Origin of the sequence: Kurthia sp. YJT4 (assembly GCF_030219945.1) — a bacterium.
GTDB lineage: Bacteria > Bacillota > Bacilli > Bacillales_A > Planococcaceae > Kurthia > Kurthia gibsonii.
This window is the reverse complement of record NZ_CP126689.1, coordinates 430,561-457,413: the sequence shown is the minus strand read 5'-3', so window position 1 is coordinate 457,413 and position 26,853 is coordinate 430,561. Positions and strand designations below refer to the sequence as shown.

The 26,853-nt window shown below is 40.7% G+C and carries 21 protein-coding genes; 9 read left to right on the top strand and 12 right to left on the bottom strand.

Annotation, left to right across the window (positions count from 1 at the left end; translation table 11 throughout):
* Positions 1–921: 921 nt before the first annotated feature.
* Positions 922–2,367, bottom strand: coding sequence for a sodium/pantothenate symporter (gene panF, locus QN089_RS02205; RefSeq protein WP_285215860.1), 1,446 nt, complete (start codon positions 2,365–2,367; stop codon positions 922–924).
* Positions 2,367–2,624, bottom strand: coding sequence for a YhdT family protein (locus QN089_RS02200; protein WP_068455689.1), 258 nt, complete (start codon positions 2,622–2,624; stop codon positions 2,367–2,369). Before QN089_RS02200 ends, panF begins: the two co-directional genes overlap by 1 nt.
* A 129-nt stretch (positions 2,625–2,753) precedes the next feature.
* Between QN089_RS02200 and QN089_RS02195 the strand changes: the two genes are divergently transcribed.
* Positions 2,754–3,686 carry a LysR family transcriptional regulator gene (locus QN089_RS02195; protein ID WP_068455692.1) on the top strand — a complete coding sequence of 311 codons (933 nt, stop codon included), beginning with the start codon at positions 2,754–2,756 and terminating at the stop codon, positions 3,684–3,686.
* Positions 3,687–4,233: 547 nt separating this feature from the next.
* Here QN089_RS02195 and QN089_RS02190 read toward each other — a convergent pair.
* Both QN089_RS02190 and QN089_RS02185 read right to left on the bottom strand, forming a co-directional pair.
* Positions 4,234–4,419: a DUF3955 domain-containing protein gene (locus QN089_RS02190; protein ID WP_285215859.1), complete on the bottom strand. Its 186-nt coding sequence runs from the start codon at positions 4,417–4,419 to the stop codon at positions 4,234–4,236.
* A 60-nt stretch (positions 4,420–4,479) separates the two neighbouring features.
* Positions 4,480–5,508 carry a helix-turn-helix transcriptional regulator gene (locus QN089_RS02185; protein WP_068455699.1) on the bottom strand — a complete coding sequence of 343 codons (1,029 nt, stop codon included), beginning with the start codon at positions 5,506–5,508 and terminating at the stop codon, positions 4,480–4,482.
* Between the two features lie 86 nt (positions 5,509–5,594).
* Here QN089_RS02185 and QN089_RS02180 point away from each other — a divergent pair, with 86 nt between their 5' ends.
* A complete protein-coding gene (locus QN089_RS02180) occupies positions 5,595–6,074 on the top strand; it encodes a GreA/GreB family elongation factor (protein WP_068455702.1) in 480 nt (159 codons plus the stop codon).
* A 9-nt stretch (positions 6,075–6,083) separates the two neighbouring features.
* On the opposite strand, the gene QN089_RS02175 is transcribed toward QN089_RS02180, so the two are convergent.
* The gene (locus QN089_RS02175) at positions 6,084–6,665 is read right to left on the bottom strand and encodes a DUF1643 domain-containing protein (RefSeq protein WP_285215858.1); all 582 of its coding nucleotides are present in this window, start codon (positions 6,663–6,665) and stop codon (positions 6,084–6,086) included.
* Positions 6,666–7,322: 657 nt separating this feature from the next.
* Complete coding sequence (locus QN089_RS02170) at positions 7,323–8,570, bottom strand: MFS transporter (protein WP_285215857.1); 1,248 nt, start codon at positions 8,568–8,570, stop codon at positions 7,323–7,325.
* A gap of 492 nt (positions 8,571–9,062) precedes the next feature.
* Between QN089_RS02170 and guaD the strand changes: the two genes are divergently transcribed.
* Together guaD and QN089_RS02160 are read left to right on the top strand one after the other, a co-directional pair.
* On the top strand, positions 9,063–10,394 hold the full coding sequence (gene guaD / locus QN089_RS02165; protein ID WP_481810422.1) for a guanine deaminase: 1,332 nt from the start codon (positions 9,063–9,065) through the stop codon (positions 10,392–10,394).
* Between the two features lie 318 nt (positions 10,395–10,712).
* Positions 10,713–14,342 carry a toxin Cry1Ac domain D-VI-related protein gene (locus tag QN089_RS02160; RefSeq protein ID WP_285215856.1) on the top strand — a complete coding sequence of 1,210 codons (3,630 nt, stop codon included), beginning with the start codon at positions 10,713–10,715 and terminating at the stop codon, positions 14,340–14,342.
* A gap of 70 nt (positions 14,343–14,412) precedes the next feature.
* Here QN089_RS02160 and QN089_RS16015 read toward each other — a convergent pair whose 3' ends face one another.
* Both QN089_RS16015 and QN089_RS02155 read right to left on the bottom strand, forming a co-directional pair.
* Entirely contained in the window at positions 14,413–14,571 is a 159-nt protein-coding gene (locus QN089_RS16015; protein ID WP_350310902.1) for a sigma factor-like helix-turn-helix DNA-binding protein, read from the bottom strand.
* Complete coding sequence (locus QN089_RS02155) at positions 14,568–14,894, bottom strand: sigma factor (protein WP_285215855.1); 327 nt, start codon at positions 14,892–14,894, stop codon at positions 14,568–14,570. Before QN089_RS02155 ends, QN089_RS16015 begins: the two co-directional genes overlap by 4 nt.
* Before the next feature lie 498 nt (positions 14,895–15,392).
* Between QN089_RS02155 and QN089_RS02150 the strand changes: the two genes are divergently transcribed.
* Both QN089_RS02150 and QN089_RS02145 read left to right on the top strand, forming a co-directional pair.
* Entirely contained in the window at positions 15,393–15,593 is a 201-nt protein-coding gene (locus QN089_RS02150) for a hypothetical protein (RefSeq protein WP_285215854.1), read from the top strand.
* Between the two features lie 124 nt (positions 15,594–15,717).
* Positions 15,718–18,114 (top strand): MORN repeat-containing protein, encoded by a 2,397-nt coding sequence (locus QN089_RS02145; protein ID WP_285215853.1) that lies wholly within the window; start codon positions 15,718–15,720, stop codon positions 18,112–18,114.
* 59 nt (positions 18,115–18,173) lie between these two features.
* Here QN089_RS02145 and QN089_RS02140 read toward each other — a convergent pair whose 3' ends face one another.
* Entirely contained in the window at positions 18,174–18,539 is a 366-nt protein-coding gene (locus QN089_RS02140; protein ID WP_285215852.1) for an Ig-like domain-containing protein, read from the bottom strand.
* On the opposite strand from QN089_RS02140, the gene QN089_RS02135 reads away from it, so the two are divergent.
* Positions 18,428–19,594, top strand: coding sequence for an ISL3 family transposase (locus QN089_RS02135; protein WP_285216404.1), 1,167 nt, complete (start codon positions 18,428–18,430; stop codon positions 19,592–19,594). The genes QN089_RS02140 and QN089_RS02135 overlap by 112 nt on opposite strands.
* Positions 19,595–19,666: 72 nt before the next feature.
* Positions 19,667–19,858, top strand: a complete 192-nt coding sequence (locus tag QN089_RS02130; protein WP_285215851.1) for a DUF4017 family protein — start codon at positions 19,667–19,669, stop codon at positions 19,856–19,858.
* A gap of 16 nt (positions 19,859–19,874) precedes the next feature.
* On the opposite strand, the gene QN089_RS02125 is transcribed toward QN089_RS02130, so the two are convergent.
* Positions 19,875–21,020, bottom strand: a complete 1,146-nt coding sequence (locus QN089_RS02125) for a hypothetical protein (protein ID WP_285215850.1) — start codon at positions 21,018–21,020, stop codon at positions 19,875–19,877.
* Between the two features lie 128 nt (positions 21,021–21,148).
* Here QN089_RS02125 and QN089_RS02120 point away from each other — a divergent pair, with 128 nt between their 5' ends.
* On the top strand, positions 21,149–21,748 hold the full coding sequence (locus QN089_RS02120; protein WP_285215849.1) for a hypothetical protein: 600 nt from the start codon (positions 21,149–21,151) through the stop codon (positions 21,746–21,748).
* Positions 21,749–23,305: 1,557 nt separating this feature from the next.
* On the opposite strand, the gene QN089_RS02115 is transcribed toward QN089_RS02120, so the two are convergent.
* Positions 23,306–24,670, bottom strand: a complete 1,365-nt coding sequence (locus tag QN089_RS02115) for an Ig-like domain-containing protein (RefSeq protein WP_285215848.1) — start codon at positions 24,668–24,670, stop codon at positions 23,306–23,308.
* A gap of 628 nt (positions 24,671–25,298) precedes the next feature.
* Complete coding sequence (locus QN089_RS02110) at positions 25,299–26,654, bottom strand: Ig-like domain-containing protein (RefSeq protein ID WP_285215847.1); 1,356 nt, start codon at positions 26,652–26,654, stop codon at positions 25,299–25,301.
* Between the last annotated feature and the right edge of the window lie 199 nt (positions 26,655–26,853).

The window sequence follows — 26,853 nt, the reverse complement described above, 5'->3', positions numbered from 1 at the left end:
CATTCAAGGGCGAAAACGGGGCATTCGACCGGCGAAACGGGTCACTCGAGGGCGAAAATGGGGCACTCGCTGTCTAGTTCGGGGCATTCGCTCGTCCAAACGGGACATTCGAGGGCGAAATTGGGTCACTCGCCCGTCCAAACGGGACATTCGATGAAGCTGTTGGGGCACTCGCTCGTCGGTTCGGGGCATTCGACCGGCGAAACGGGTCATTCAAGGGCGAAAATGGGGCACTCGCGCAAAAAGACTAAATTGCTCCCTCTCCGTACTTTCTTCAAGGCTTTTGAGTAATAAAAGGGGACTTCAATTGACTAGGCTTGTGTGAATTCGAACATTCGACCGGCGAAACGGGACATTCAAGGGCGAAAACGGGGCATTCGACCGGCGAAACGGGTCACTCGAGGGCGAAAATGGGGCACTCGCTGTCTAGTTCGGGGCATTCGCTCGTCCAAACGGGACATTCGAGGGCGAAATTGGGTCACTCGCCCGTCCAAACGGGACATTCGATGAAGCTGTTGGGGCACTCGCTCGTCGGTTCGGGGCATTCGACCGGCGAAACGGGTCATTCAAGGGCGAAAATGGGGCACTCGCGCAAAAAGACTAAATTGCTCCCTCTCCGTACTTTCTTCAAGGCTTTTGAGTAATAAAAGGGGACTTCAATTGACTAGGCTTGTGTGAATTCGAACATTCGACCGGCGAAACGGGACATTCAAGGGCGAAAACGGGGCATTCGACCGGCGAAACGGGTCACTCGAGGGCGAAAATGGGGCACTCGCTGTCTAGTTCGGGTCACTCGCCCGTCCAAACGGGACATTCGAGGACGGAAACGGTACATTCGCCCCCTGATTCGGAACATTCAAGGGCGAAAACGGGGCACTCGCACAAAAAAGCAGCATGCAAAATCGCATACTGCTTCAACTATTAAATATATTGTGGGGCTTCTTTGATTTTGTGATGTGTAAGTAGGCTAACAATCACGAATGTAATCAGACCACATACAATTGGGAATGTAATACTGTGTACACCAAAGATATTTGGTGAGAATTGGGTAATGGCGATGTAGAGGACTACTCCGACAAGCATGGAAGCCATCGCACCAAACTTATTCGCCTTCTTCCAATAGAGACCGAGAACGATTGGCCATACGAATACGGCTTCAAGTCCACCGAATGCGAATAGATTTAACCACACAATAATTTCTGGTGGATTTAGTGACATAATCACGACTAAAATCCCTACAACTGCTGTAATGATGAAACTCGTCTTTTTCACATGTTCATCACTTGAATCGGGCTTAATGTAATGCAAGTAAATATCTTTTACGATTGTCGAACTCACCATCATGAGTAGTGCATTGACCGTCGACATAATCGCTGCCATCGGTGCAGCAAGTACAATTCCTGCGACGAATGGCGGTAAGACATTCATCGTTAAAGCTGGCATCACTTTATCGCCTAGCTCGATTCCTGGTAAAACAGCGCGACCGAAAATCCCAACTAAGTGCATGCCGAACATGATGGTTGCGATTCCAATTGTACCAATTAAGATGGCACGATGCATACCGCGTGAATTTTTATAACTCATCGCACGTACAGCGATTTGCGGTAGACCAATAACACCGACACCGACAAGTATCCAGAAGGACGACACGTAGGCTGGTGAGTAGGCATGACCGACACCGAATGGCGATACGAGTTCCGCATTTTCTTTTACTAAATCACTCATAATATTGTCAATCCCGCCGCCTGCGATGACTACGCCGACTAATAGAATGATTGTACCAATGACCATGATCGTTCCTTGTAATGCATCCGTTAATGCAACTGCTCGGAAACCACCGATGACCACATAGACTAACACGACAACTGCGAAAATGAATAGCGCTGTTGTATATTTCATACCAGTTAGCGACTCAATTAGACGTGCGCCCCCTACCCACTGTGCGACCATCGAAGCGAATAAGAAAATAATAATGCTGATTGCTGATAAAATAACGACGGCGTTACTGTTGTAGCGTGCACGTAAAAAGTCGATGAGTGTAATTGATTTGAATTTGCGTGTAACAATCGCAAATTTTTTCCCTAAAATCATTAAAACAAAATAACCTGCTGGCAGCTGTGCAAGTGCAAGCAAAACCCAACCAAGCCCTGTATTATAGGCAACTCCTGGACCACTAATGAAAGATGAAGCACTTCCGTATGTCGCCATCATCGTCATGGCTAGTAGGAACCCACCCATTTCACGTCCACCTAAGAAATATTCAGATAGGAACGAATCTGATTTTGTAACGAATTTATTTGACCAAAAACCAATTCCAAAAATAATGACAACAAAAATGGCTAATGGCAGAATGACCGACCACTGCATTATTCTTCTTCCTCCTCAAAATCAACCTCTTTAAAGAAGAACTTGATTACAAAATAAATTAGGATAATCATAAACACAGTTCCTGCGATACAACTATAGAAGAACCATGCTGGGAAACCGAGAACATATGTATATTTTTCTGGATCGCCACTACCAAGCCCATACGCAAAACCGTACCAGATGGCGAAGTTGACGATCACAAGCCCAATCCCCATTAATGCTTCTCGATTCGCAATGCGATATCGATTATTTTTCATGTGGAAACACTCCTTTTTTGAAAATGGAAAACGTTTTCTCTCAATTTATTGTAAATAACTTTTTAGTTAATGTAAATTTCATTATAATTAACATTAATTCAGTATTCTTAAACTAAGGGGTGGTTTTCAATGACATTTGAACAATTAAAATACATTGTAACCGTAGAAAAATTCGGAACGTTAAAGGACGCAGCCGAACATCTACATATTACCTTGTCTGCACTCAGTCAAGGTTTGAACAAGATTGAAGCGGAACTTGGACTTACATTATTTCAGCGCAATCGTACAGGTTCGACGATCACAAAAGAAGGGCGCATTATTGTGGCGCAGGCAAAAAAAATCTTATTCGCACTCGACGATTTATATGAATCTGCTGAAGTGTTACAAAATAAATTGACGGGCACATTAAAGGTCGCATCCATTCCAGGACCGTTCTTCCAACTTTTTGCGACAGCGCAGCAGATGAAATCCATCTATCCCGACATCAACATTCAAATTCGTGAACAAAACTCACAGACGATGTTGGAAGAATTGAAAAGCGAAAAAGTCGATATTGCACTCGCTGTTTACAACCATGAAGACTTAGAAAAATACCCTGACCTCGCCTTCACGAAGATTCAAGACTGTGAGGTGTTCATTGTCGCACATAAAGATTCCCCTGTCATTCAAGGAGGCAAGGTTGTGACGGAAGAACTTGGTGAACAGCCTGTCATTCTATTCGACGATAAAATCGTGATTGCGACGATGAATGAGATGAAACGCGTCTTCGGACGAAACGATATCGTTATTAGTGTGAACAATCCGCATATCGTTCAACAATATGTGGAAGAAAATAAAGCATACACGATCGGACTCGACTTAACCTTTAATCATTCACAGCGATTCATGCAAGATATGTCTTCTGTGAAAATCGACTTTTTAACTGAGATTCCAACAACGCATTCATTCGGAATTGTGACAAAATCGAACCGCCATGAAACACAGTTGATGAAAGAATTTGCCTATCGCTTGAAGAAAGATTTCCAAGAACAGCAACCCAACTTAACCGAAACTTCATTGTAGTTAAGTTTCGGTTAAGTAAAAGTTTTCCAAGATGACAGGTGAGATTGGAAGTTGGTACATTCGAGGGCGCCGTTTCCCTTTCAACAGCGAGAATTCCCTTTCGCGCGTGAGTTTGTCCCTTTCAATTGCTGAGATTCCCTTTCGCGCGCAGATTTGTCCCTTTCAACGACCGGAATTCCCTTTCGCGCGACCATTTGTCCCTTTCAATTGCTGAGATTCCCTTTCGCACGACCATTTGTCCCTTTCAATTTCCGGGATTCCCTTTCGCGCGTGAGTTTGTCCCTTTCAATTTCCGGGATTCCCTTTCGCGCGTGAGTTTGTCCCTTTCAATTGCTGAGATTCCCTTTCGCGTGTGAGTTTGTCCCTTTCAACAGCGAGAATTCCCTTTCGCGCGACCATTTGTCCCTTTCAATTGCTGAGATTCCCTTTCGCACGTGGTTTTGTCCCTTTCAACGACTGGAATTCCCTTTCGCGCGACCATTTGTCCCTTTCAACCAGACTAATCAAAAATGAGACCTCGCCTTTTATACGAAGTCTCATTTTAAATTTATATATTTACTTTTTGATTTTTACTCATAATGAAGCGCAATGCTGTCCAAATAATGCCGATGAATAAATACATGAAACCGATTGGAATCAAAAAGAACGGCTCTTGTAATGGTCCATCAGTCGCTACTCGTGATCCGATTAAATTGAAAGTTAAAAAACTTAATGCACCTAAAAGGTAATGCATATTTTTTCATATAGAGATTGCTCCAATGTATTTTGTTATTCCTCTATATAGACTTCTATTTTATAGAAAAGTTTCTTTCTGTTTTACACGGTTGCGGCGTAGCCCATCTTCTAACATTTCTTCGATTTCCACAGCTAACTTTAATGGTTCGATTTGATCGATTGAAGAAATATATTGCATGAGCCAAAACTTAATACTCTCGCATGACGTGTACACTTCGACTTGGAAATATTCTTCATCAATTGGTTTGATTGTGACATCTTCACCGAAGAAGTCGATTACTTGACCGATGCTATACATCTTGCAGCGGAATCGAATATACTCAGGCATTCCACCAAACATATATGCTTGGTTTCGCGTGTAGTCTGATAAATTCGGAATATCTTTCAACTCACCAACTGCTTCATCAATCATCGTCACATCACGCATTTTATCCACGCGCATGAAACGCGGCGATGTACTATCATCATAATAGTACATGAGATAATATTTATTAATTTGCCAGATTAGATAGTATGGACGAATTTTTTTATAGCCATTATTTTCGTCTGGTCGACTTGGTACAAGCTGTTTATTCACGTCATATTTTAAATATTGTAACGTCACTTTTTTTCCTTTTTTAATCGCTTCTGTTAAGACGTCGATATTTTGAAATAATTGTTCATTATACTCTTTTTTATCTGTTGCTTTAAAATGAAGACGCGGTTCAAAAAAGTTCTTCAAATTCTGTCCGACAACGACTCCAAGCTTTTGAATTAAACTTCGACTCTGCTCTAAATCGATAAAGCGTGAAGTCGCAACGGCATCACTCAGTAAATGCGCCTCACCAGATGAAATCGTTGATTCTATATACACTTTTCGATTCGGCGTTCGTACTAAACGAAAAGAGACAGTCTGTTCATATACTTCTGAAATTAACTCTAAATCCTCGAAATGATCGTAAATTGTACGTCGATTTGGTGCTTTTTCAAGTTCGAATACTTCCTGCACTTTTTTAGCTACTTCCGTTGCATTCATAGGATTTTCTTTATTAGAATACTGCTTTAATACATAGTATGTCAGAAATAATTTATTTTTAGTTGGTAACATTTTTCTAAATTCCTTTCAAGTGTGTAAAAAAATGCACATGCTATTTTATATGATGAGTGTAACAAAGCGAATAAGGATGTGGCGAAATGGATACGTATTGGTTTTCTAAAAAAACATTTGAACAACTTCAAGTAAAATATGAAACCCTACAATTTTCTAAAAAAGAGCAATATGATTTGTTAAATCAAGCGATTCAAATGGATCATAGTTCAGATAATTTAACAGAGGAGTTTTTAAAATATAAAGAAATTCAAAAAACGCTTCAACAAATTGAAGAAGTCATACAGCGAGCTAAAATCATCGAAGATTCTCCTGCCTATCAAAAGCGACTACCTAATGAAGTCCACGTGGGCACGATTGTCACACTTCAATTTAACGAAGAAGAATTATATCAATATACAATCGTCGGATATGGTGAAGGTGATTTACAGAAGAATCATCTTTCCTATACGACAGAACTTGCACAGGCGATTTTAAAACGAAAAATAAATGAGCGTTTCATTTTTGTACAGAACGGATTTGAACATCGCGTAAAAATTCTCGATATTAGACCTCAATTAAACTAATAGATTTTTTTATGTATGAATAGGTAATATACCTTCAATTACTTTTTTTTGCGGTGTATCGGGCTGTCCGTTTTTCGTAAATGAAGGTGCATGGCTATAGCGAAAAACATAAACATTCTTTTCTTTTTGCCACATTTGAATGAGATGCATCACATATTGAAAAGCCTCATCAAATTGGCGATTCGGGATGTAATATGGACGATCCCCCCACGCAAGTACAAATACATCGCTATTCATCAATCGCTCATGAATAAAGCGTCGATTTTTCTCCATTACTTCTTCCAATCTCGGATCAACAATTAATTCTCGTAGCTGCGTAGCAGTCGGCACATGATAGGGAAAAAGCGTCACAAACGATATACTTTGAAAGTCCTCTTTACTTAAAAATCGTACCATCTGATTCGTCATCGCATCGGAATATTGCTGCTCCGCTCCCATCGGATGTAAGTGTATAACAGTCACCGTCTTTTCCGACTCACTCTCCATATTATCTAATGTCAAAACATAACGAAGCAGATGCCGTTCTCCATCAATCCGAATGACATCGCGCTCAATTAAATCTACAAACGTATTTTGAGGATACCTCGCCATTATCTACACACTCCTTTTTCATTTATTATATCAAATATATGGAATCCTATGGGTAGACAACTTTCTCTAAATGTTCAATTAGCAGATGACCTGTTTCTTTGGATGAATGAACCGTTTTCGCCCTCGAATGGCCCATTTGATCGGATGAATGGCCCAAAACGAGTAGCGAGTGACCCAACTCCTTCTCCGAGTGACCCATTTTGCCAACCGAATGTTCGAATTCACACCAGCATAGTCAACTCAAGTCCCCTTTTATTACTCTAATGCCTTGAAGAAGGTGCGAAAAGCGAGCAATTTAGGCTTTTGGGCGAATGAACCGTTTTCGTCCTCGAATGGCCCGTTTGATCGGGCGAATGGCCCAAAACGAGTAGCGAGTGACCCAACTCCTTCTCCGAGTGACCCATTTTGCCAACCGAATGTTCGTTTTCACACCAGCATAGTCAACTCAAGTCCCTTTTTATTACTCTAATGCCTTGAAGAAGGTGCGAAAAGCGAGCAATTTAGGCTTTGAGACGAATGTCCCGTTTGATCGGATGAATGGCCCAAAACGAATAGCGAGTGACCCATTTTGCCAACCAAATGTTCGAATTCACACCAGACTAGTCAATTCAAACTCAAAAAACCGAACCCATCAAAATGAGTTCAGTCTAAAATCATCTATGCTTTTAAAGTACGCGTAGAGATAACGATGGGGATGAGTAGTAATGCTAATAATCCACCACTTAATGCTAGGACAGTATAACTTGTACCTGCAACAACCATTCCAGACAACATACCTCCTGCTGCACCAGATAAGGCGATTAAAACATCGACTGATCCCTGTACTTTCGCGCGCGTCATCGGTTCTGTTGAATCAACAATAAGCGCTGTACCACTGATTAGACCAAAGTTCCAACCAATACCGAGTAATGATAGTGCAATAATTAAGATGACGATGGAATCACCTGAAGTCGTGGCGGCGATGATGCCTGCTGCTAATAGCGTGATACCAGATGCTACAGCCATTGCTGGACGCCCGATTTTATCGACTAGTACTCCTGTAAAAAGAGATGGTAAATACATCGAGCCTACATGAAAACCAATCACGAGACCAATCGCACGCAAACTATGTCCATGATGTCCCATATGAACCGGCGTCATCGTCATGATGGCTACCATGATAATTTGGCTAATGACCATAATCGCTGCGCCCGTTCGAATCCCTTTCCGATTATTCTCTGTTCGCTCAGTCGCATCCATCGTCTGTGTTTTTTGTTTGTTCTTATTTAAATGGAGCGCAATAACAAATGGATCTGGACGTAAAAAGATAAATAGGATAATCCCCGCTGTTAAAAATGCTGCTGCCGATAAGATGAATGGACCCGCGAGCGGTGGAATACCGATAGATGTCGCAAAATCCCCCATCACTTCAACAAGGTTTGGTCCTGCTACTGCACCGAGCGTTGTCGATACCATCGCGATACTGACTGCTGTTCCTCGCTGCTTAGGTGTTGCTAAATCTGTTCCCGCATAACGCGCTTGTAAATTCGTCGCTGTTCCTGCACCGTAAATGAATAAAGAGACGAATAAGAGCCAAACATTTGCAAAAACCGCCGCAATGACAACGCCGACTGCCCCAAGTCCGCCGACAGTGAAGCCTGTTGATAGCCCCATGCGACGACCGAAGCGATTTGAAAAACGCCCCACCCATAATGCTGCGAGCGCCGAACCAAGTGTGAATAAAGCAGATGGTAGACCAGCAAAAGCGTTCGTCTGTAGTAAATCTTGCGCGAGCAATGCACCGACTGTAATTCCCGCCGCAAGACCTGCCCCACCGAAAATTTGTGAACATACGACAATCCAAAGTGTCCGTTTATATAACTTCTCTACTTTTTCAGGGTGTTCTATGTATTGTTGACTATTCAAAGCAGCACCTTCTTTTTCTCTAAGTTACATACCCCTATTAGTATATTGAAATCGTTAAAAATTGTCAAAAAGTGTTTGATTTAGAGAGGTTCTAGGGCGAGTGACCCGTTTTCGTCCTCGAATGGACCGTTTGATCGGATGAATGGCCCGAATCAAACAGCGAGTGACCCAACTCCTTCTCCGAATGTCCCGTTTCGCCAACCGAATGTTCGAATTCACCCAAACCTAGTCAATTCAAGTTCCCTTCTATCACTCTAATGACTTGAAGAGGGTGCGAAAAGCGAGCAATTTAGGCTTTGAGGCGAGTGGACCGTTTTCGTCCTCGAATGGACCGTTTGATCGGATGAATGGCCCGAATCACCACTCGAATGGCCCAAAACCACCCCCACAACCTCACTCCTCTTTTCATCCGTCTTTCACATTCTATAGACATCTTATCTAATAAAATATATAATAAATCTATTAATTTACGAACATTAAGGAGTTTTTATAATGAATTATACGCATATTGTACGTGGGACTGCATTTACAAGTCGTTCACTGAAGGAGGTAGCGGTACTAAAAGATCATCTGTTTTGCATTGATGAACAAGGAATGATTGCGAAGGTATTACGTCCTGAAGACGCGCATCTAGTAGACGCAAGTACACCTGTTACGACATTACCAGAAGGACAATTTTTACTTCCTGGCTTTATTGATTTGCATGTGCATGCACCGCAGTGGGCACAGTCGGGTACAGCACTCGATTTGCCGCTTTATGATTGGTTGAATACATATACATTCCCGCTTGAAGCGAAGTTTTCAGATGTTGATTTTGCAGAAAAGGTGTATACACATCTTGTCGATACGCTTTTAGCGAATGGGACAACGACCGTTCTCTATTTTGCGTCAATTCATAAAGAGGCGAGCTATAAATTAGCGGAAATTTGTGCGAAGCGTGGTCAACGTGGATTGGTTGGGAAAGTGGTCATGGATGATGCACAGGAAAATCCTGATTTTTATCGTGACGCTTCCACTGCTGAGGCACTACAAGATACGGAGGAATTCATTGTCGCGGTGAAAGAATTAGCGAAATCAGTCAAACAAGGCGTGTACCCTGTTGTGACACCTCGCTTTATTCCGAGCTGTACAGATGAGGCACTTCAAGGACTTGGTGAACTCGCAAAAAAATACGACACACATGTACAATCGCACTGTAGCGAGAGTGACTGGGCGCATGGTTTTGTAAAAGATCGTTTCCAAAAAAATGATGCATCCGCGCTGCACGACTTCGGTCTACTGCGCGACAAGTCGGTTATGGCACATAGTAACTTTTTAGAGGATGCAGATGCAGACCTATTTGCTGAGACAGGGACGGCGATTGCACACTGTCCGATTTCAAATGCGTACTTTGCGAATTCTGTTCTACCTATTGCACATCTTCATGAAAAGAATGTGGAGATTGGTCTTGGAACAGATGTGTCAGGTGGCTTCTCACCGAGCTTATATGATAATATTCGTCAAGCTGTTATGGCTTCACGTATGCTAGAGGACGGTGTGAACCCTGACCTTGCGCCGCATGTACGCGGACGACAAGATAGCCGCATTACAGTGAATGAAGCGTTCTACCTCGCGACAGCTGGTGGCGGCGAATCATTAAGCCTGCCGATTGGACGCCTAGAAGAAGGCTACTGTTTTGACGCACAGGTGATTGATACAACGTCACTGCCAATTTTCGATGCGACAGAACCACTCGAAGACATCTTCCAAAAGATTCTCTACTTAACACGACCTGAACATATTCAACAAGTATTCGTTCAAGGCGAATGTGTACACAAGAAATAAATTGAACGCTCAATCGATTCAGATTGGGCGTTTTTTCATGCATTTTTTTCCTTCCCCTGAAAATGCCCATGTTATAAAAATGTTATTTTTAATATTTAATTGATTTATTTAATAACTTTTATAACGAAATATACTATATATCTTTTTTTATATTATCTTTTTTCAAAAAAGACCATTTTATAATAAAAAGTCGAAAAAATGTTTCTTTTTTACTAAAATATAAGGTAAAGTATTCAGTAAGCGATTATTTTTACAGGTCAAATAGAACTAATTTACTGTAATATAATTGTCATAAAAAATCATTAGGAGGCGTTTTATTTGGTAAAGTACAAGCTCAAACCACTTGCAACAGCTGCACTTAGTTCAGCACTAATCGTTTCTTCACTTTCAGGGTTCGCGACAACTGCAGACGCTGCAACGAAAGTTCAAAAAGTGAAAAATGTAAAGATTAAAAAAGGTAAACTCGTAAAAAAATCAAATGGTAAAGTCATCAAAGGTTATGTGTCATACAAAGGCGTAATCTATAAAGATGGTAAAGTATTTACGGGTGTTTTAAATAAAGCGTATTACAAAAAAGGTAAGAAAGCGACAGGCCTTTACAAGTCGAAATATTACAAAAATGGTGCTCTTGGTACGGGTATTTATAAAAACCATTACTACAAAGCAGGATCTCTTGGCACTGGTACTTACAAAGGCAAAAAATATGCAAAAGGTAAGCTATTCACAGGTCTTTCTGGCAAAACTTACTACAAAGCAGGTGTACTCGGTACAGGTAATTACAAAAATAAAAAATATGTAAAAGGTAAGTTATTCACAGGTCTTTCTGGCAAAACTTACTACAAAAACGGTGTGCTCGGCACTGGTTCACACGAAGGTCATTACTATGTGAAAGGTAAATTAGCGACAGGCGAATTCGACGGAATTTTATATGAAGCAGGTAAACCATTCACAGGTGAAAAAGACGGGATCTTCTATAAAGACGGGAAAAAAGATGAAGATCAAACAAATGTAGCGAACTTCAAAAAAGCAGAAGCTGAAGTTCAAAAAGCGAACGATGCATTCAAAAAAGCAAAAGAACAAAAAGACGCATTGGATGCTTTAGCGAAAAAAGCAGGTGTTTCAACACAAGCTAATTTACAAACAAAAAATGCAGCTGACATTGATGCATTCTTAGCGAAATATAAAGATGTAGACGTATCTAAATTAGAAGGCGCTGAATTAACAGAATTCAAATCAGCACTTGCGTCAAACTTAACACTGGCAACAGAGAACTTAAAAACAGCAAGTACAAATGTAACAAACGCAGTGAACACATTCGTTGCAGCAGCCTCTGTAATCGCTTCAACAACAGATGATGCCTTACTAGCGCACATCAAAACAGCAGTTGCAACTGCTACAACGGTTGTGGCTTCTCTAAAAGCAGCTGGCTATGACACCGTACAACTTGAAAATGTCCTAAGCAAACTACCTGGTGGTTCAACTGGCGGCGGTAACAATAACGGCGGTGGCTCTAACACTGGCGGTGGAAGTACTGGCGGCGGTAACACTGGTGGTGGTAGCACTGGCGGTGGTAGCACTGGCGGCGGTGGCGGTTCAACTGGCGGTGGCGGTAACAACAACGGTGGCTCAACTGCGCAAGAAACAGAAACTAAAGTAAAAGCTGTTAAAGATGCTCAAGCAGACGTTGCAACGGCACAAGCAGAGTTGGATGAATTATTAGCACAAAAAGCAGCAGCTTCTGGGAAACTAGTGACACGTGATAACACCGAATCAATACTTGACAAAAAAATTACTGCTGCACGTGCTAAATTAGCAGCAGCTACTGAAAAACTATTCGCTGCTATTAAAGCAGTTGAAAATGAAACATTAACAGAAGAACAAGCAACTCAAGTTCAACAAGCAACTGTTGTTGCTGTTGCTGCTGTGACAGCTATTGTTGAATCTTCTTCTGAAGAAGATGATCCGCTTTTAAGCACTTACAAGGAACTAATTACTAAGGTGGCAAAGAATGCTGTTGAGTCTTTATTAAATAAAGAGGACAATGCGCTTGCTAAAGATGTGACTCAAAAACAAATTACTGATGCTAAAGCTTTAGTTGATGCACTTCCTAAAGATACTGGAGAATCTACTACAAAAGCAGACTTACTTGCTAAGGTTCAAAAAGCTCAAAAGTTACTTGACGATGCGATCACTACTGCAACAACTGCTGTTGATGAGTTATTCGCTATAAAAGAGACTACACCTCCAACTGATGGTAATGGTGGCGATGTTACTGACACTGAAGAAGGCAGTAACACTGACAGCGGTAACACTGGCGGCGGCACTGGCTCTGAAGAAAGCGGCACTAGTATTAGTGAACCAAATACAAATACACTTACAACTAAGGGTAATAATTCAACTGGCGAAACTACACCTACAGTTGAAGAACCTACTAAAGTAGAACGCGATTACATGAAACTTGCTGAGGGAGTTACTCAAAAGAAGATTAATGATGCTAAAGCTTTAGTTGACGCCCTTCCTAAGGATGCTAAAGGAAAAGATACTTTAACAAAGCATGTTAAAGAAGCTCAAAGGTTACTTGACGCTGCAATCACTACTGCAACAAATACTGTGCATGAATTATTTACTGATAGTAGTCCAGAAAAAGAAATTGCTACATCAACAACTCAAGAAACAATTCAATCTGCAGAAGCTTTAGTGAATGCACTCCCTACAGATGCAAAAGGTTTTCAAGCTTTAAAAGATGCAATCACTTTAGCTAAAGATAAATTAAAAGCTATTACTGATAAATACGATGCTAATAAAGGTCTTCAAACTGACGGTTCTCTTGCTGTGAAAGGCAACTTTAACACAATCGACGAAGCTGGTTTCACATTCCAAATGGCAGGTATCGCATTAGTTAAGGAAAGTGAAATTGAAAAAGTCACTGCTTTTGATAGAAACGCTATTGGTAATACTCTAAAAGAAGCAAAAACATTAACTACTGCTCAAATGAACGAAGGCATTCGTCTTACTTTAGAAAGAATTAACGCTGCTAAACCAGTGACACTAAACGAGAAAGATCCTTCTTTAAACATTGTACCAAGTCAAAAACATGGTTATACTGTGTTCACTGTAAATGCTAATAACTTTTCAAAAGAAATCTTTGACAAGTTAGATGGCAATAAAAATAATGCTTATTTAATTACTGTAAACGATAAATCAACTTCAACAAAAGCTTATAAAATCTTATTCCAAGTTATTGATAATAAGGTGGAAGCGAAATTTGTTGAGAGTGATATAAAAGATGCAGATTTCACTGTAAAAAATCAAGTTGATGCTTTATTCACTGACGATTCGAAAGCGACTCTTAAAAATGAAGTAACTGAAGCAACAATTAATGAAGCGAAGACACTTGTTGAAAAAATCACAAATGCGCAAATAAAAAATAATTTAACAGCTGATCTTACTAAAGCTTCAGATTTACTGAAGAAAGAAATCACTGAACTTAAAAGAGGTATTCAAGAAGATGGTTCATTAGCGGTTGAAGGTACTTTTGAAGAATTCAAAAAAGCCTATACTTTCCAAATGAAAAGCATCTATTTAAAAGACAATGTTCCAACATATTTCGTTGATGGACATTCACAAGCTAAAGACCTTACAATTGAACACATTAACAAGGGTATTCAAGCTACTCTAAATGCTAAAGATTCTGGAACTTCTCTGCAAGATAAGAATTATGTTCAAATAAATCATAAAGAAAAACATGGTTACACAATTCTAACTGTTGATTCTTCAGGATTAATTGCCGACGATTTCAATAAATTAGATGCTGATAATAATAAAACTTACAACATTACTGTAAATAAAAAAACAGAAGAGTCATTTACTAAAACTTATAAAATCCTATTAGAAAATACTGAATCCGGCACACTTGGTAAATTTATCTTGTACCCTGATCAAAAATAATACTACTTAAAAACCAAAACAATAAAACCCAAAACACCACGGTCGCATAGCGATCGTGGTGTTTCTTTGTTTACATGTGTAAGCGGCATTCTTTACGGAGTCTCGTGATGATGCGGCTTTTTCTTTTTTGTAGGGCCGCTGCGTTCATACCGAATGCGCGGCCTATTTCTTCATGTGAATAGCCATCAATATAGTATGCGATGATGATTGCCAGCTCCTCCTGTGTCAAAAAAGCTCTAATGTCTCAACAATTAATGGCGTTCGATTCGGCTTCACCTCATGTAAGAACTCGTGGATTTCCGTATTCTCCGTTGGCACAAAATGCTCATCATACTTGTAGCTCGCCTTCAATTCATCCAGCAATGCCCCATGAATGGTCTGCGAAGCGTACGGCTCGAAGTCCCCTCTCGTTGGATCAAATCTCTCCCATGCCTTCCAAATCGCTACGCGCGCGGCTTGACGAAACTGCTCATGATCTTTGTAAATCCCTAACTTTCTCATATGTGATGTAATCATTGGCTCCAACTTCTCTAACATTTCCTCAAACTTCATCTGATCCTCTTTACTCAATACCGGTACTGCTTGTATTCCCTGGGTATATTCATCTTACGAAATATGTGGATTTTCGTACAAAGCCCGTTTTACAAAAATAAAAACCGGCTGAATCAAGAGGGAATCTGACTCAAACGATCACTACCATGCACCCTTTCCCCTTCCATATCGGACGATTTTCGACATCGACTTTCAACTATTAAATACATTGCAATTTCGAATAAATTCCACCTTCATTTTATTAATTTAGTAATTATTTTACAGAAAATGGTTTATTCCCTTCTTCACCTTTTAAAATAGACTCATACTACTATTTTGGAAGGATTATATGCATTGTATTTTTAATTTACCAGAGAATGTAAATGTCGAATTTTTCGAAGGCGATTTATTTGTCACACCACCGAAACTACAAAATTGTTACTGTGGGGGCGGCTTCATATTCATGAGAAAAGGATTCAGGCGATCAAACACTCCTATACGTTTGAATCGGGTGTCGTCATGATTCATTTGATGATTCGAACTTATCGCTGTAGCTGTTGTAAACATCAATTCACTTGTGATGGGCAACTTGGCGTTCAAAAAGGTACAACACAAAACTTCCGTCAAATCGCAGTCGATTATGCCGAAGCCACATCCTTACAAAAAGCCGCGCTGAAATTTTCCACACCTAAGTCGACTATTTGGCATTGGAAAAAATAGTGACTTTTCCTTATATTTATCAACAATCTATTATCTTTTTCAATCAATTGATTTCGACAAGAAAAGCGTATATATTAAAAGAAAGTTGAATTTTTCGACAATTTAAAGGAAAAGGAGAAATAGTATGAAGAAAAATCACATAAAACTAATCGCAGCCACTGTATTGACAACGTCTCTCCTCTCTTTCGGACTGACGATGACAGTAGATGCTGCTACGAAAATTCCGAAAGTAGATCAGACGGCCACTTTGAAAAAAGGAAAATTAGTAAAGAAATCTTCTGGAAAAACGATTAAAAACTACGCTTCATTTAAAGGGACGATTTATAAAAATGGGAAGGTCTATTCAGGTATTTTAAATAAAAAGCTGTATGCAAAAGGTTACTTATTCTCTGGTCTTCACAACAAGCTGTATTACAAAAATGGAATGAAGGCAACTGGTACGCATAAAGGTAAGTACTACTCGAAAGGTACAATTGCCAATGGTGTATTTGCAAAAACGTATTACAAAAATGGATTGAAAGCGACTGCCAAGTATAATGGCGTCTACTATCGCAATGGGAAGGCTTATAGCGGAAAATTTAATTCGACAATTTTTAAAGATGGGAAGGTCGATCATGCAAGGACGATCGCATTCCGTACTGAAAAGATGCAAGCGACAGTTGAACAATATAAGCTTCAAGCTGAATATCAGCAATTAGCGTTCCAACTTGCCGAGAAATATGGAATTGCGGATCGTTCGCAAGTGCAGAAATTACAAACGAAGACAGCTTTTTTAGTTACACAGGATCAACTTGGCAAACTTCATATTCTTGTGCAATCAGGAACTGTGGCGCAACAACAGCAATTGGATGAGGTGGCTCAGTCGGGTGCATTATCGCCAAACTTCATCCTTCCAGCTTATCAAATCCTTATAAATAATGAAAGTTCGCTGAATCAATCTCTTGGGGCGCTTCCACCTAGTCTCATCAGTTCACCTTCTGCCAAATTGATTGCTGCTTTATTGGAAGCTCAAAAATTACAATTGGAGAAGGAAAAGATTCATTCTTCATTGATTTTCCCTACTCCTCCTTCACCACAAGCGATTCGAGGCAATCAGCTACTTGCGGAATTCGAGAAGGTGGATGAATTGACCAAATTGAATAATATGGCTTCATTTACTATGCTTCAAGCTACTTTGAAGGCGCAACAATGGACGGATGATCTTACTGCTGAGTCATATGTGGCATTCGTGAGGAAAGCTTTGGATGACATGAAAATACCGTACACTTTATCGTATACGATGGAAAATGGCAAAATCACTTTCGATTTACAAGCTTTAGGTCAAAGTAGCTCAGTGACAACTATGCCAAATGAGATGGCAGCATTTGAGGCAACAGAAGCTTTGCTAAATGCAAATGCACTTTCTCAAAATGCCAATGATTTCACATTAAGTCAGGCGAAATTGCTAGCGGAAAAGCTAAAAAATGAGCAATTGAAAAAGGCTCTTGAAGAAAAGCAGAAAAAGGCGGCAGAGTTATTAGCAGCGAATTCACCGAAATTCAATCAGACTGTGGCATTAATCAATTCTTTCAAATGGCAACCAAATCTGAGTCAGAGCGAATTCCAAGCAGCTTTTGAAAAATTCCTTAGTAGACTTGGTTTAAAAGATGGCATTTCGCTTTCATTCAAAGATAATACGTTCAACTTCACGTATTCTTCTGGTGATGAAAAGCGTGATTTCGCATCGCCTGCTCCTTGGAAGGCGGTTGAAGATCAACTAATGCTCATTTTAAACAATCCGAATGCTACAAAGGATCAACTAAATGAAGCGAAGAAATTACTAGATGCCTTACAAAACCCTGCCAAGAAAGCAGAGCTATTAAATCGGGTTGATACCGTCATTGCGCAACAGAATTCGGGTGGTTCAAATTCAGGTGGTTCAAATCAAACGGCTGATTTTGACCGAATCAAATCTGCGATTGAAAAAATCGAATGGGCGGATCAAGACAGTTCTGTTCAACATTTGGCAATTATAAAAGAAGCCATTCGCGATCTTTCAGGTAGCAATCAAGTGGCGTATGATACGTCTACTCCTTATACGATTCAGATCAAGTTAGAGGGTAAATCGTTCATAGTTGCAGCAGGTTGGTTAGCGGTTGAAAAAGAAGTGGACGAATTCCTTCTAAATGAAAATCCGACTTTTGAGAATGCGATCCAAATTCAACAGCGCATTGCTTCATTACTGCCTAAATATCCAATAGTAAATGAGCGACTTTCGAATTCTATTAAAGAAAAAATAGAAACCGTTGCTCAACAGAAATTTACTGAAATTAATTTAGAAGCAAATTCATTCACTTGGCTTGAAGAAGAATCTGGCGACACTGCTTCTAATCGATTCAGGGAGCAAATGTCAAAATTCCAACAAGCAGGTGTTACGATCTCCCTCAAAGAGATTACTTATGCATCCATCTCCTATTCAATTGAAGTTTTAGGTATTTCACATGATTATTCAATTGATGCACCGTGGAAAGGTGATGTTTAGACTGGTTCTGATTTATTCATACAAAAAGCCCAGCGAATGCTGGGCTTCTCTACTTCACTTTATTTCACGATTACTTTTTTAGATGCACTCGTACCTGCTGGTGTTGTAACGGATACATAAATCGCTTTTTTGGCTTTTTGTGCGAGGATTTTCACTGAGAATTTCCCTTTGCTTGATCTTTTCGTTGTATAAATTTTGCTGCCGATTTTAACTTTTACAGTACTGTTTTTATATGTCGTTCCTTTGACTGCTTTTGATTTAGGCGTAACTTTTGAAACACTCGGTGCTTTTGGTAGCATTTGCGGTACTTTTACTGAGAAGTTATAAGGACCTGTTCGATTATCATTCGATATTCCAATGTAATAAAAACCTGGTTTTACATTTATCTGAGGCAGAACCACATGTATTTCGTGCCACGGCTGCACCGCAAACAATCGCTTGCCCTATTTGTGCAGGCGCTACGGTTTGTCATGATTGTTCGCTGCGCCGCTTTCGCCATGGCTATGCCTGGCATCTTGGCGTACTTTGGATTGAACTATTTGTGCCACGTCAACGCTGTAAAAGTTGCGGCTTTACGTTCACTTTTGACTATGGTTTAGGGCTTGTTCATTCATCAAAGGAATCATTTCGTCATGAAATCGTGAAACATTGTCATGGTCGTTCAATCGCCGAAGTGGCACAGGAATATGAAATGCCCTACACAACGGTTGAACGTTGGTTTTACCTGTATGCCCCTGATCAATTGGTGGAAGAAGAAGCGCAACATATTGGTGTCGATGAGTTCGCGCTGCGCAAAGGGCACAACTATGCGACAAGTGTGCTGAATGCGGTAACGGGGCGTATTTTGGCGATTATGCCTCAACGTGATCAGGACGTGATTGAAGCTGTGTTAGCGAAAGTAACAGGCAAAATTCAAACGGTTATTAGCGATTTCACTCCAGCGATGGTTGGTGCAATTCAAGCCGTCTATCCACATGCCATTCACGTACTCGATCGTTTTCATTTGATTCAATTCTTTACGGATGCCCAGCAACACAGAAGACGCTACTTAGTGGAAGCGAAAAAGCAGCATAAATCACGCTTTATTGACCGTTGCTTAGCTCGGAATCCCGCACAATTAACGACTGAAGAACGCGCTTTTGTGCAAGCATGGCTCCAAGAAGATTTCCATTCAAAGCATATTTATCAGGCGTTGAACCAGATGTGTTACGTATTAAAAGCGGTGATACCAACCCAAGCCAAGCGGCGATTAAAAGACTGGTTAACACGTTATCAATTGCATCCTTGTGGCGTTGTCGCAAAAATCGCCAAGACCATGATTTTACGAGAAAAAGAAATGCTTGAAACGATTCTGTCACCGTTCTCAAACGGCATTATAGAAGGGACAAATAACAAAATTAAACTCATCAAAAGACGAGGATTTGGTTATCGAAACGATGACCATCTGTTCCTTCGTTTACGACTGGAAACAGAGCATTAATTTTGTCATCCCCGGATTTTAGTGATGAACCTAATATGTGGTATAATAAGGGAAATAAGGAGGTTTTTTAAAGTGAAAAAACTTGGTTATGCGTTTATCGTATATCTCATTGCTTGTGGAATTATCATTCTGCTCCCTGCCTCACCTGGTTATGATGTTTGGAGTTGGAAACTACTCGTTGGACAAGTTTATGCGATTCCTGCCTTCATTGCTGCTTGGTTAATTCTTTATTTTTTGGGAAGTAAAAAAACCTTCAACCATTGAGGTCGAAGGTTTTTCTCTATTTATACCAAAACTTCATATTTGACACAATCATTCCCATCGCCCCGTAGACTTTCAATTCATAATAGCCCTCTTCAGTAGCCATTGTCGAGTCGAGTGTAAATTCACCTTTTAGTTCATCCTGTTTCGAGTACAATTCATACTTTTGCACGCCAGATGCGCCCATTACAAAAATATTAGCACCACCATCAGGATTATCAATTAGTTCATCTACATCAACCCATGTTTTATCCGGTACAACGGTAAACGTAATTTTTTGAATCCCACTTTTTACAGGAATACACATGAGAACACGCATTTTTTCAATATGATTGATTTGGTGGACTCCGTTATATTGTCGTCTACCTCGTACGTCACGATCTTCTTCATCTAGACTACGAGCGAAGCGATTCATCAATTGTGGTTGTAATTCGTCATATGTCACATAGGTAAATCGACGTTCCAATGTTTTCATATAGCGTTCAAATGTATCATTTGCTTTATATGCATAGGCTGTCCATTTGTTTTTACGCAGTTTGGCATCAGCTTCTGTCTTTACTTTTACAGCTCGTTTCCAAGTCGTTTTTGCTGATTTCATATTATATTGTTTCATATAGGACTCGGTCTTCACTAAATCTTCCCATGCTTGTACAAAGCCAGCGAATCGCTCCATCTTCACTTTTGAAGCTTTCACATATTGTTTTTGCAACACATTCTTTTGACTTGTGTTGAGACGACTCGCTTTTAGTGCTTTTTCGTATGAAGCAAATTGTGTTTTCGTCGTCTGATAGCGTGCTGCTAGATTGGATACATCACCCTTTTGTTCAAACTTTGCTAATTGTTCCATTTGCTTAGTGAGTGCCTTTCCTTCCGCAACAAACTCTTGATAGGTCAACTCTTTAAACATTAATTGCTTCGTTAAAATATAGCCCGTCTTCCCCTTATATGTAACCTTCGTCCACGTCTTCCCTTTAGAATAAGAAGTAAAGATGGTCTTCTGCTTCACAACAGCTAACTTCGTCTTTTTCGTTGAGTCTGTATATATACTTGCCCACGACACATTCACAATCGCCTTACTGCTGATTGCTTTTGCAGATGTATTAATCGAACATACGATAGGTGCCGCAAGTGATAGTGCCAATGCATACTTTCCAAGTTGCTTCATATAATCGCCTCTTTCAATCTAGGTCTATACAAATATTATCTCACCAAATAATGGTATTTACAATGTGATAAAATTATCCATTTTCATCTTAAAAAGTTATATAATAGAAGAAAAGGAGGGGGGCATACATGAAGAAAAAGTTCCTGCTTAATACAAGTCTCTGTCTGATACTATTTCTTGCAGCGTGTGGCGATGAAAAAGCGCCAGAAAACACCATTCAAGACGGAAAAACAGAAGCACAAGAAATCGAAGTCGAAGCAGCTACACTCGGATTAAGCGATCAATTAGCAGTCGATTTGCCAGAAATAACAGAAAATACACTCAATTTACGATTACGCTCACGCGAATACATCGATCAACAAGAAAAACTCTTTGCAGGCGTTGGCATCAAAGAAAAAGTCGATTCGACCATCACCCCGCAACAACTAACGGACAACGTCGAAGACTACTTTGAAACCGTCGTCTCCTTCAAAGGCGATGTCGTCTCCTTCCATGAAAAAGAAGAAGGTGCGCTACCCTACCGCTTCATTCATCTCTATGCAGAGGACGGACAATCCTACCTCTACATTACATATGAACCTCTCGGCAACATCGCACTGGACGATTCACTCCAAGTCGTTGGCATCCCACTCGGTATCCATGAATTTGCCAATGTCGGCGGCGGCGTTACCAAAGCCATCGTATTATTTGGCGGAGCGATTGAAAAACAAACACCAAACGAAGGCTAACCTCGAAGATTCGAGGTTTTTTTGTGGAGTGAGGGTGGGGGTGCGTTTTGGGACATTCGCCCGTCCAAACGGGACACTCGTTGAAGTGTTTGGGACACTCGCTCCTCGTTTCGGGACATTCGCCCGTCAAAACGGGACATTCGAGTGGCAAAACGAGCCACTCGCACAAAAGACTAAATTGCTCCCTTTCCGTACTTTCTTCAAGGCTTTTGAGTAATTCAGAGGGACTTGAATTGTCTATTCTGGGGTGAATTCGAACATTCGACCGGCAAAACGGGACATTCGCTGTAGTGTTTGGGACACTCGCCCCCTGATTCGGGTCATTCACCCGTCAAAACGGGTCACTCGAGGGCGAAATTGGGCCACTCGCACAAAAGACTAAATTGCTCCCTTTCCGTACTTTCTTCAAGGCTTTGGAGTAATTCAAAAGGACTTCATTTGACTATGAGTGAGTGAATTCGAACATTCGACCGGCAAAACAGGTCACTCGCTGAAGTGTTTGGGTCATTCGCTCCTCGTTTTGGGACATTCTCCCGTCAAAACGGGACATTCGAAGGCGAAAACGGGTCACTCGCACAAAAGACTAAATTGCTCCCTTTCCGCACTTTCTTCAAGGCTTTTGAGTAATTCAGTAGGACTTCTTTTGACTATGAGTGAGTGAATTCGAACATTCCCCCGTCAAAACGGGTCATTCAAGGGCGAAAATGGGGCACTCGCACAAAAGACTAAATTACTCCCTTTCCGCACTTTCTTCAAGGCTTTTGAGTAATTCAGAGGGACTTGAATTGACTAGGTTTGGGTGAATTCGAACATTCGACCGGCGAAACGGGTCACTCGTTGAAGTCTTTGGGACACTCGCTCCTCGTTTCGGGGCATTCACCCGTCAAAATGGGTCATTCGAGGGCGAAATTGGGTCACTCGCACAAAAGACTAAATTACTCCCTTTCCGTACTTTCTTCAAGGCCTTTGAGTAATTCAAAAGGACTTCATTTGACTATGAGTGAGTGAATTCGAACATTCGACCGGCGAAACGGGTCACTCGCTGAAGTGTTTGGGTCATTCGCTCCTCGTTTTGGGACATTCCCCCGTCAAAATGGGTCATTCGAGGGCGAAATTGGGGCACTCGCACAAAAGACTAAATTGCTCACTTTCCGCACTTTCTTCAAGGCTTTTGAGTAATTCAGAGGGACTTCTTTTGACTATGAGTGAGTGAATTCGAACATTCCCCCGTCAAAACGGGTCATTCAAGGGCGAAAATGGGGCACTCGCACAAAAGACTAAATTACTCCCTTTCCGCACTTTCTTCAAGGCTTTTGAGTAATTCAGAGGGACTTGAATTGACTAGGTTTGGGTGAATTCGAACATTCGACCGGCGAAACGGGACACTCGCTGTAGTGTTTGGGACACTCGCTCCTCGTTTCGGGTCACTCACCCATCGATTCGGGTCACTCACCCATCGATTCGGGTCATTCGCCCATCCAAACGGAACATTCGAGGGCGAAATTGGGCCACTCGCACAAACAAACCTCCAAATAAAAAAAGAGCCGCATACACGACTCATTTTACTTGTACTTTTTTATAGTTGCTTGTTCCACTATCTGTTGTGACTGATACATAAATATTCGTTTTGGCTTTTTGCTTCGGCACTTTAATACTAAATGCACCTTTTGTGTTACTCTTGCCTTTGTATTCTTTCTTGCCAATTTTCACAGTCACTTGGCTCTTTTTATACGTTGTTCCTGTAACACGCGTCGCACCTTTTTTCACTGCTTTTACAGTTGGCGCTTTCGGTACAATGGTTGGAATACTCGCATTAATTTGATATGTGCCAAAGTAGCCCATTTCTTTCACACCGATATAATAGATGCCTGTTTTCAATTTATTTTTTAATGTTTTCGATACGAGTAATTGATCGCTCGCACCTGTGAAATAATTATATGTGTCGATTCTTTTAAATGATTGGTTATAAATCGAAACCTCAAGCCACTTCATATGCGACTTTACTTGCACCTTTACTTCCGCTGTCTTTGGTACATTCAATTTATAATAATCGAGTCGATCACCAAAACTAATTAGTCCTGTAATTGGCGCAGCATTCGGCTTGAGTGTTTGCGCTTTTTCTGGGCTATTATTCGGTTCTTTTTCATTATTACTTGCCCCTACAAATTTTGTCTGTATCTCGTATAATCCCATACTATCGAGGACACCTGTATTTGATATTTTAATGAGATACTGTCCTTTTTCCACGTACATAGAGCCGCTTCTTGTTACAGCTTTTGTATTGGTTGCTTGTTGGAAATCATTCACTTTCGTCATTTGAACTTGTGCTAAATTGTATAGTTCAACTTGTAAAAAAGGCATGTATGATTTTGTTTGAACTGTTAATTTCCCCGCTCGGTCTACTTCCACCATATAATAGTCTGCCAAATCGTCGAGTCCGAGTTGTCCTTTAATCTTCGTTTTGTTTACTTCGATTGGTTGCGCTTGGTTCGGCTCATCATTCGGCTCTACCTCATTCGAACCATTCGTTTTCCAAGTCGCTTTCACTTGATATTTCCCCGTCTGACCAGATAACGCTATGCGATTCGTATGAATTGTGTATGTCCCCGCCTGCAAATAAACCGTCTCTTTTTGCGTAATTGGATTCGTTGGATCTGCCGCAAAGAAATGCATCGGCTTCACCATATTTGTCTCTTTCGAATTGTAGACGAATGCCTCCAATTCATTCATATACGACTTCACTTCCACCGTCACCTTACTCGGTTTCGTCAACTTAAATTGATATGTTTGCTTTGTGGTTGTATCGGTAATTTCACCGGTTACCCACTTTCCCGATGTAAGAGTTGTTGCAGCTGAAGCTTGTTGCGGTATAAAAAAGATGGCGGCCAACAAAAGAATTCCTACTATATATAATCGTTTCATGTCAATCCCCTTTAATGTCTAATTATTCCATATTATTATCTCACTAAGCGGTGAAATAAACAATGGTGAGAGACTGATTCGTGTGCGAAAGGGAATCTTGGCATTTGAAAGGGACTAATTCACGCGCGCGAAAGGGAATCTCTCACTCTGAAAGGGACTAATCCACGCGCGAAAGGGAATCTTGGCATTTGAAAGGGACAAAACCGCGCGCCAAAGGGAATCTCGGCTTCTGAAAGGAACAAACACGCGCGCCAAAGGGAATCTTGGCATTTGAAAGGGACTATTCCGCGCGCGAAAGGGAATCTTGGCATTTGAAAGGGACTATTCCGCGCGCCAAAGGGAATTTCTCACTTTGAAAGGGACTATTCCGCGCGCGAAAGGGAATCTCCGCCATTGAAAGGGACTATTCCGCGCGCGAAAGGGAAACTTGGCATTTGAAAGGGACTATTCCGCGCGCGAAAGGGAATTTCTCACTCTGAAAGGGACTAACCCACGCGCCAAAGGGAATTTCGTCTTCCGAAAGGGACAAAACCGCGCGCCAAAGGGAATCGCCGCCTCCGAAAGGGACAAAACCGCGCGCCAAAGGGAATTTCGCCCACTACCATAAAAAAAGAACCGCATACGCGGCTCATTTTACTTGTAGTTTAGTTGTTTTACTCGTTCCTGCACCTGTCGTAACGGATACATAGACTTTTGTTTTTACTTTTTGTGTTGGTATTTTGATGCTGAATGCACCTTTGCTGTTACTTTTGCCTGTATATTTTTTGCTTCCGATTTTCGCTGTGACTTTGCTGTTCGCATACGTTGTACCTGTGACTTTTGTTTTTGTCGCTTTGGCTGTTGGCGCATTTGGTAACATTTCAGGTACGTTTACCGCCAAATTATATAGACCATAGCTATTGTCATAGATGAAAATTTTAACGTAATAGTGCCCTTTCCCAACAGGAATTTTCTTTTTAAATGTATAATCATACGCACCATTTGGTATTGCTATATAGTTTTCATATACAGGTTTTCCCTCATGATCCTGTACTAAAATGTATGCCTCTTTCGATAATGTTACAGCTATTTCCATATTTCCTTTTTTCGTTACATTCACTTTATAAAAGTCTTGTTTATCATTCCAACTTAATAGTCCTGTAATTTTATCTATATTCGGACGAATTAGTTGTGCTTGGGATGTGCCATTGTTTGGTTCAATATCATTATTTTTAGTCGGCTCAAAAGGTGCAGAAATTTCATATAAACCTGTTGCTCTTGTATTATTTATACGAACATAATAAATTCCTTTTTCTAAAAACATATTATTCGATTGTGTGACTCCAGTTAAAATATTACCATAATAATACTGTGGTAATCTGAAAATACGTTGTAAATCTTGATCATACAAATTTACGACCATGTCACGAAGATAGCCTTTCACTTTAATTGATAAATTCCCAGCTTCCTTCAATTCAACTTTGTAAAAATCAGTTGCATCTCCAAAACTCATTTGTCCTTTAATCGCTTTGGCGTTCACAGGTAAAGTCATCGCCGTTTTCGAACCATTATTCGGTTCAATCTCTGTTACAGCACTCGCCTTGACCGTTACAAGCAAGCGATAATCTGCTGCTTCTGTTGATTCATTTTCTCCGCGATGGATTTTAATTGTGTATGTACCCGCTTCAAGATATTCACTCACTTTACCGTTAGCTGGCGTTTGTTCCATTGAATCGCTAAATTCATTGTGTAACTGTTTAATCACATTATTTTTTTGGTCCACTAAATCCATGTATAGCATTGGCGAATAGGCCGTCCCTTGCAACTGGATATAACTTGGTTTTGTCACTTTGATTTGATAGGTTATTTCCTTCTGATTTGTCAGAGTTCCTTCCACAGCTTTCCCAGAAGTAAGCGTCGGATTTTCCGCTGCTTGCGCATTCATCGCTAAACCTGCTAGGGAAATAGTGAAAATCAACATCATCATCATGCATAATTTTTTCATATCTCCACTCCTTTTTACTAATTATACCATTTGTTATATAAAAATCATTGGGAATTTTATGCCTTGAATTGGCTATTCCAGTGTGAATTCGAACATTCGACCGGCGAAACGGGACATTCGAGGAAGCTGTTGGGTCACTCGCCCATCGATTCAGGTCATTCACTCGTCCAAACGGAACATTCGAGGGCGAAAATGGGTC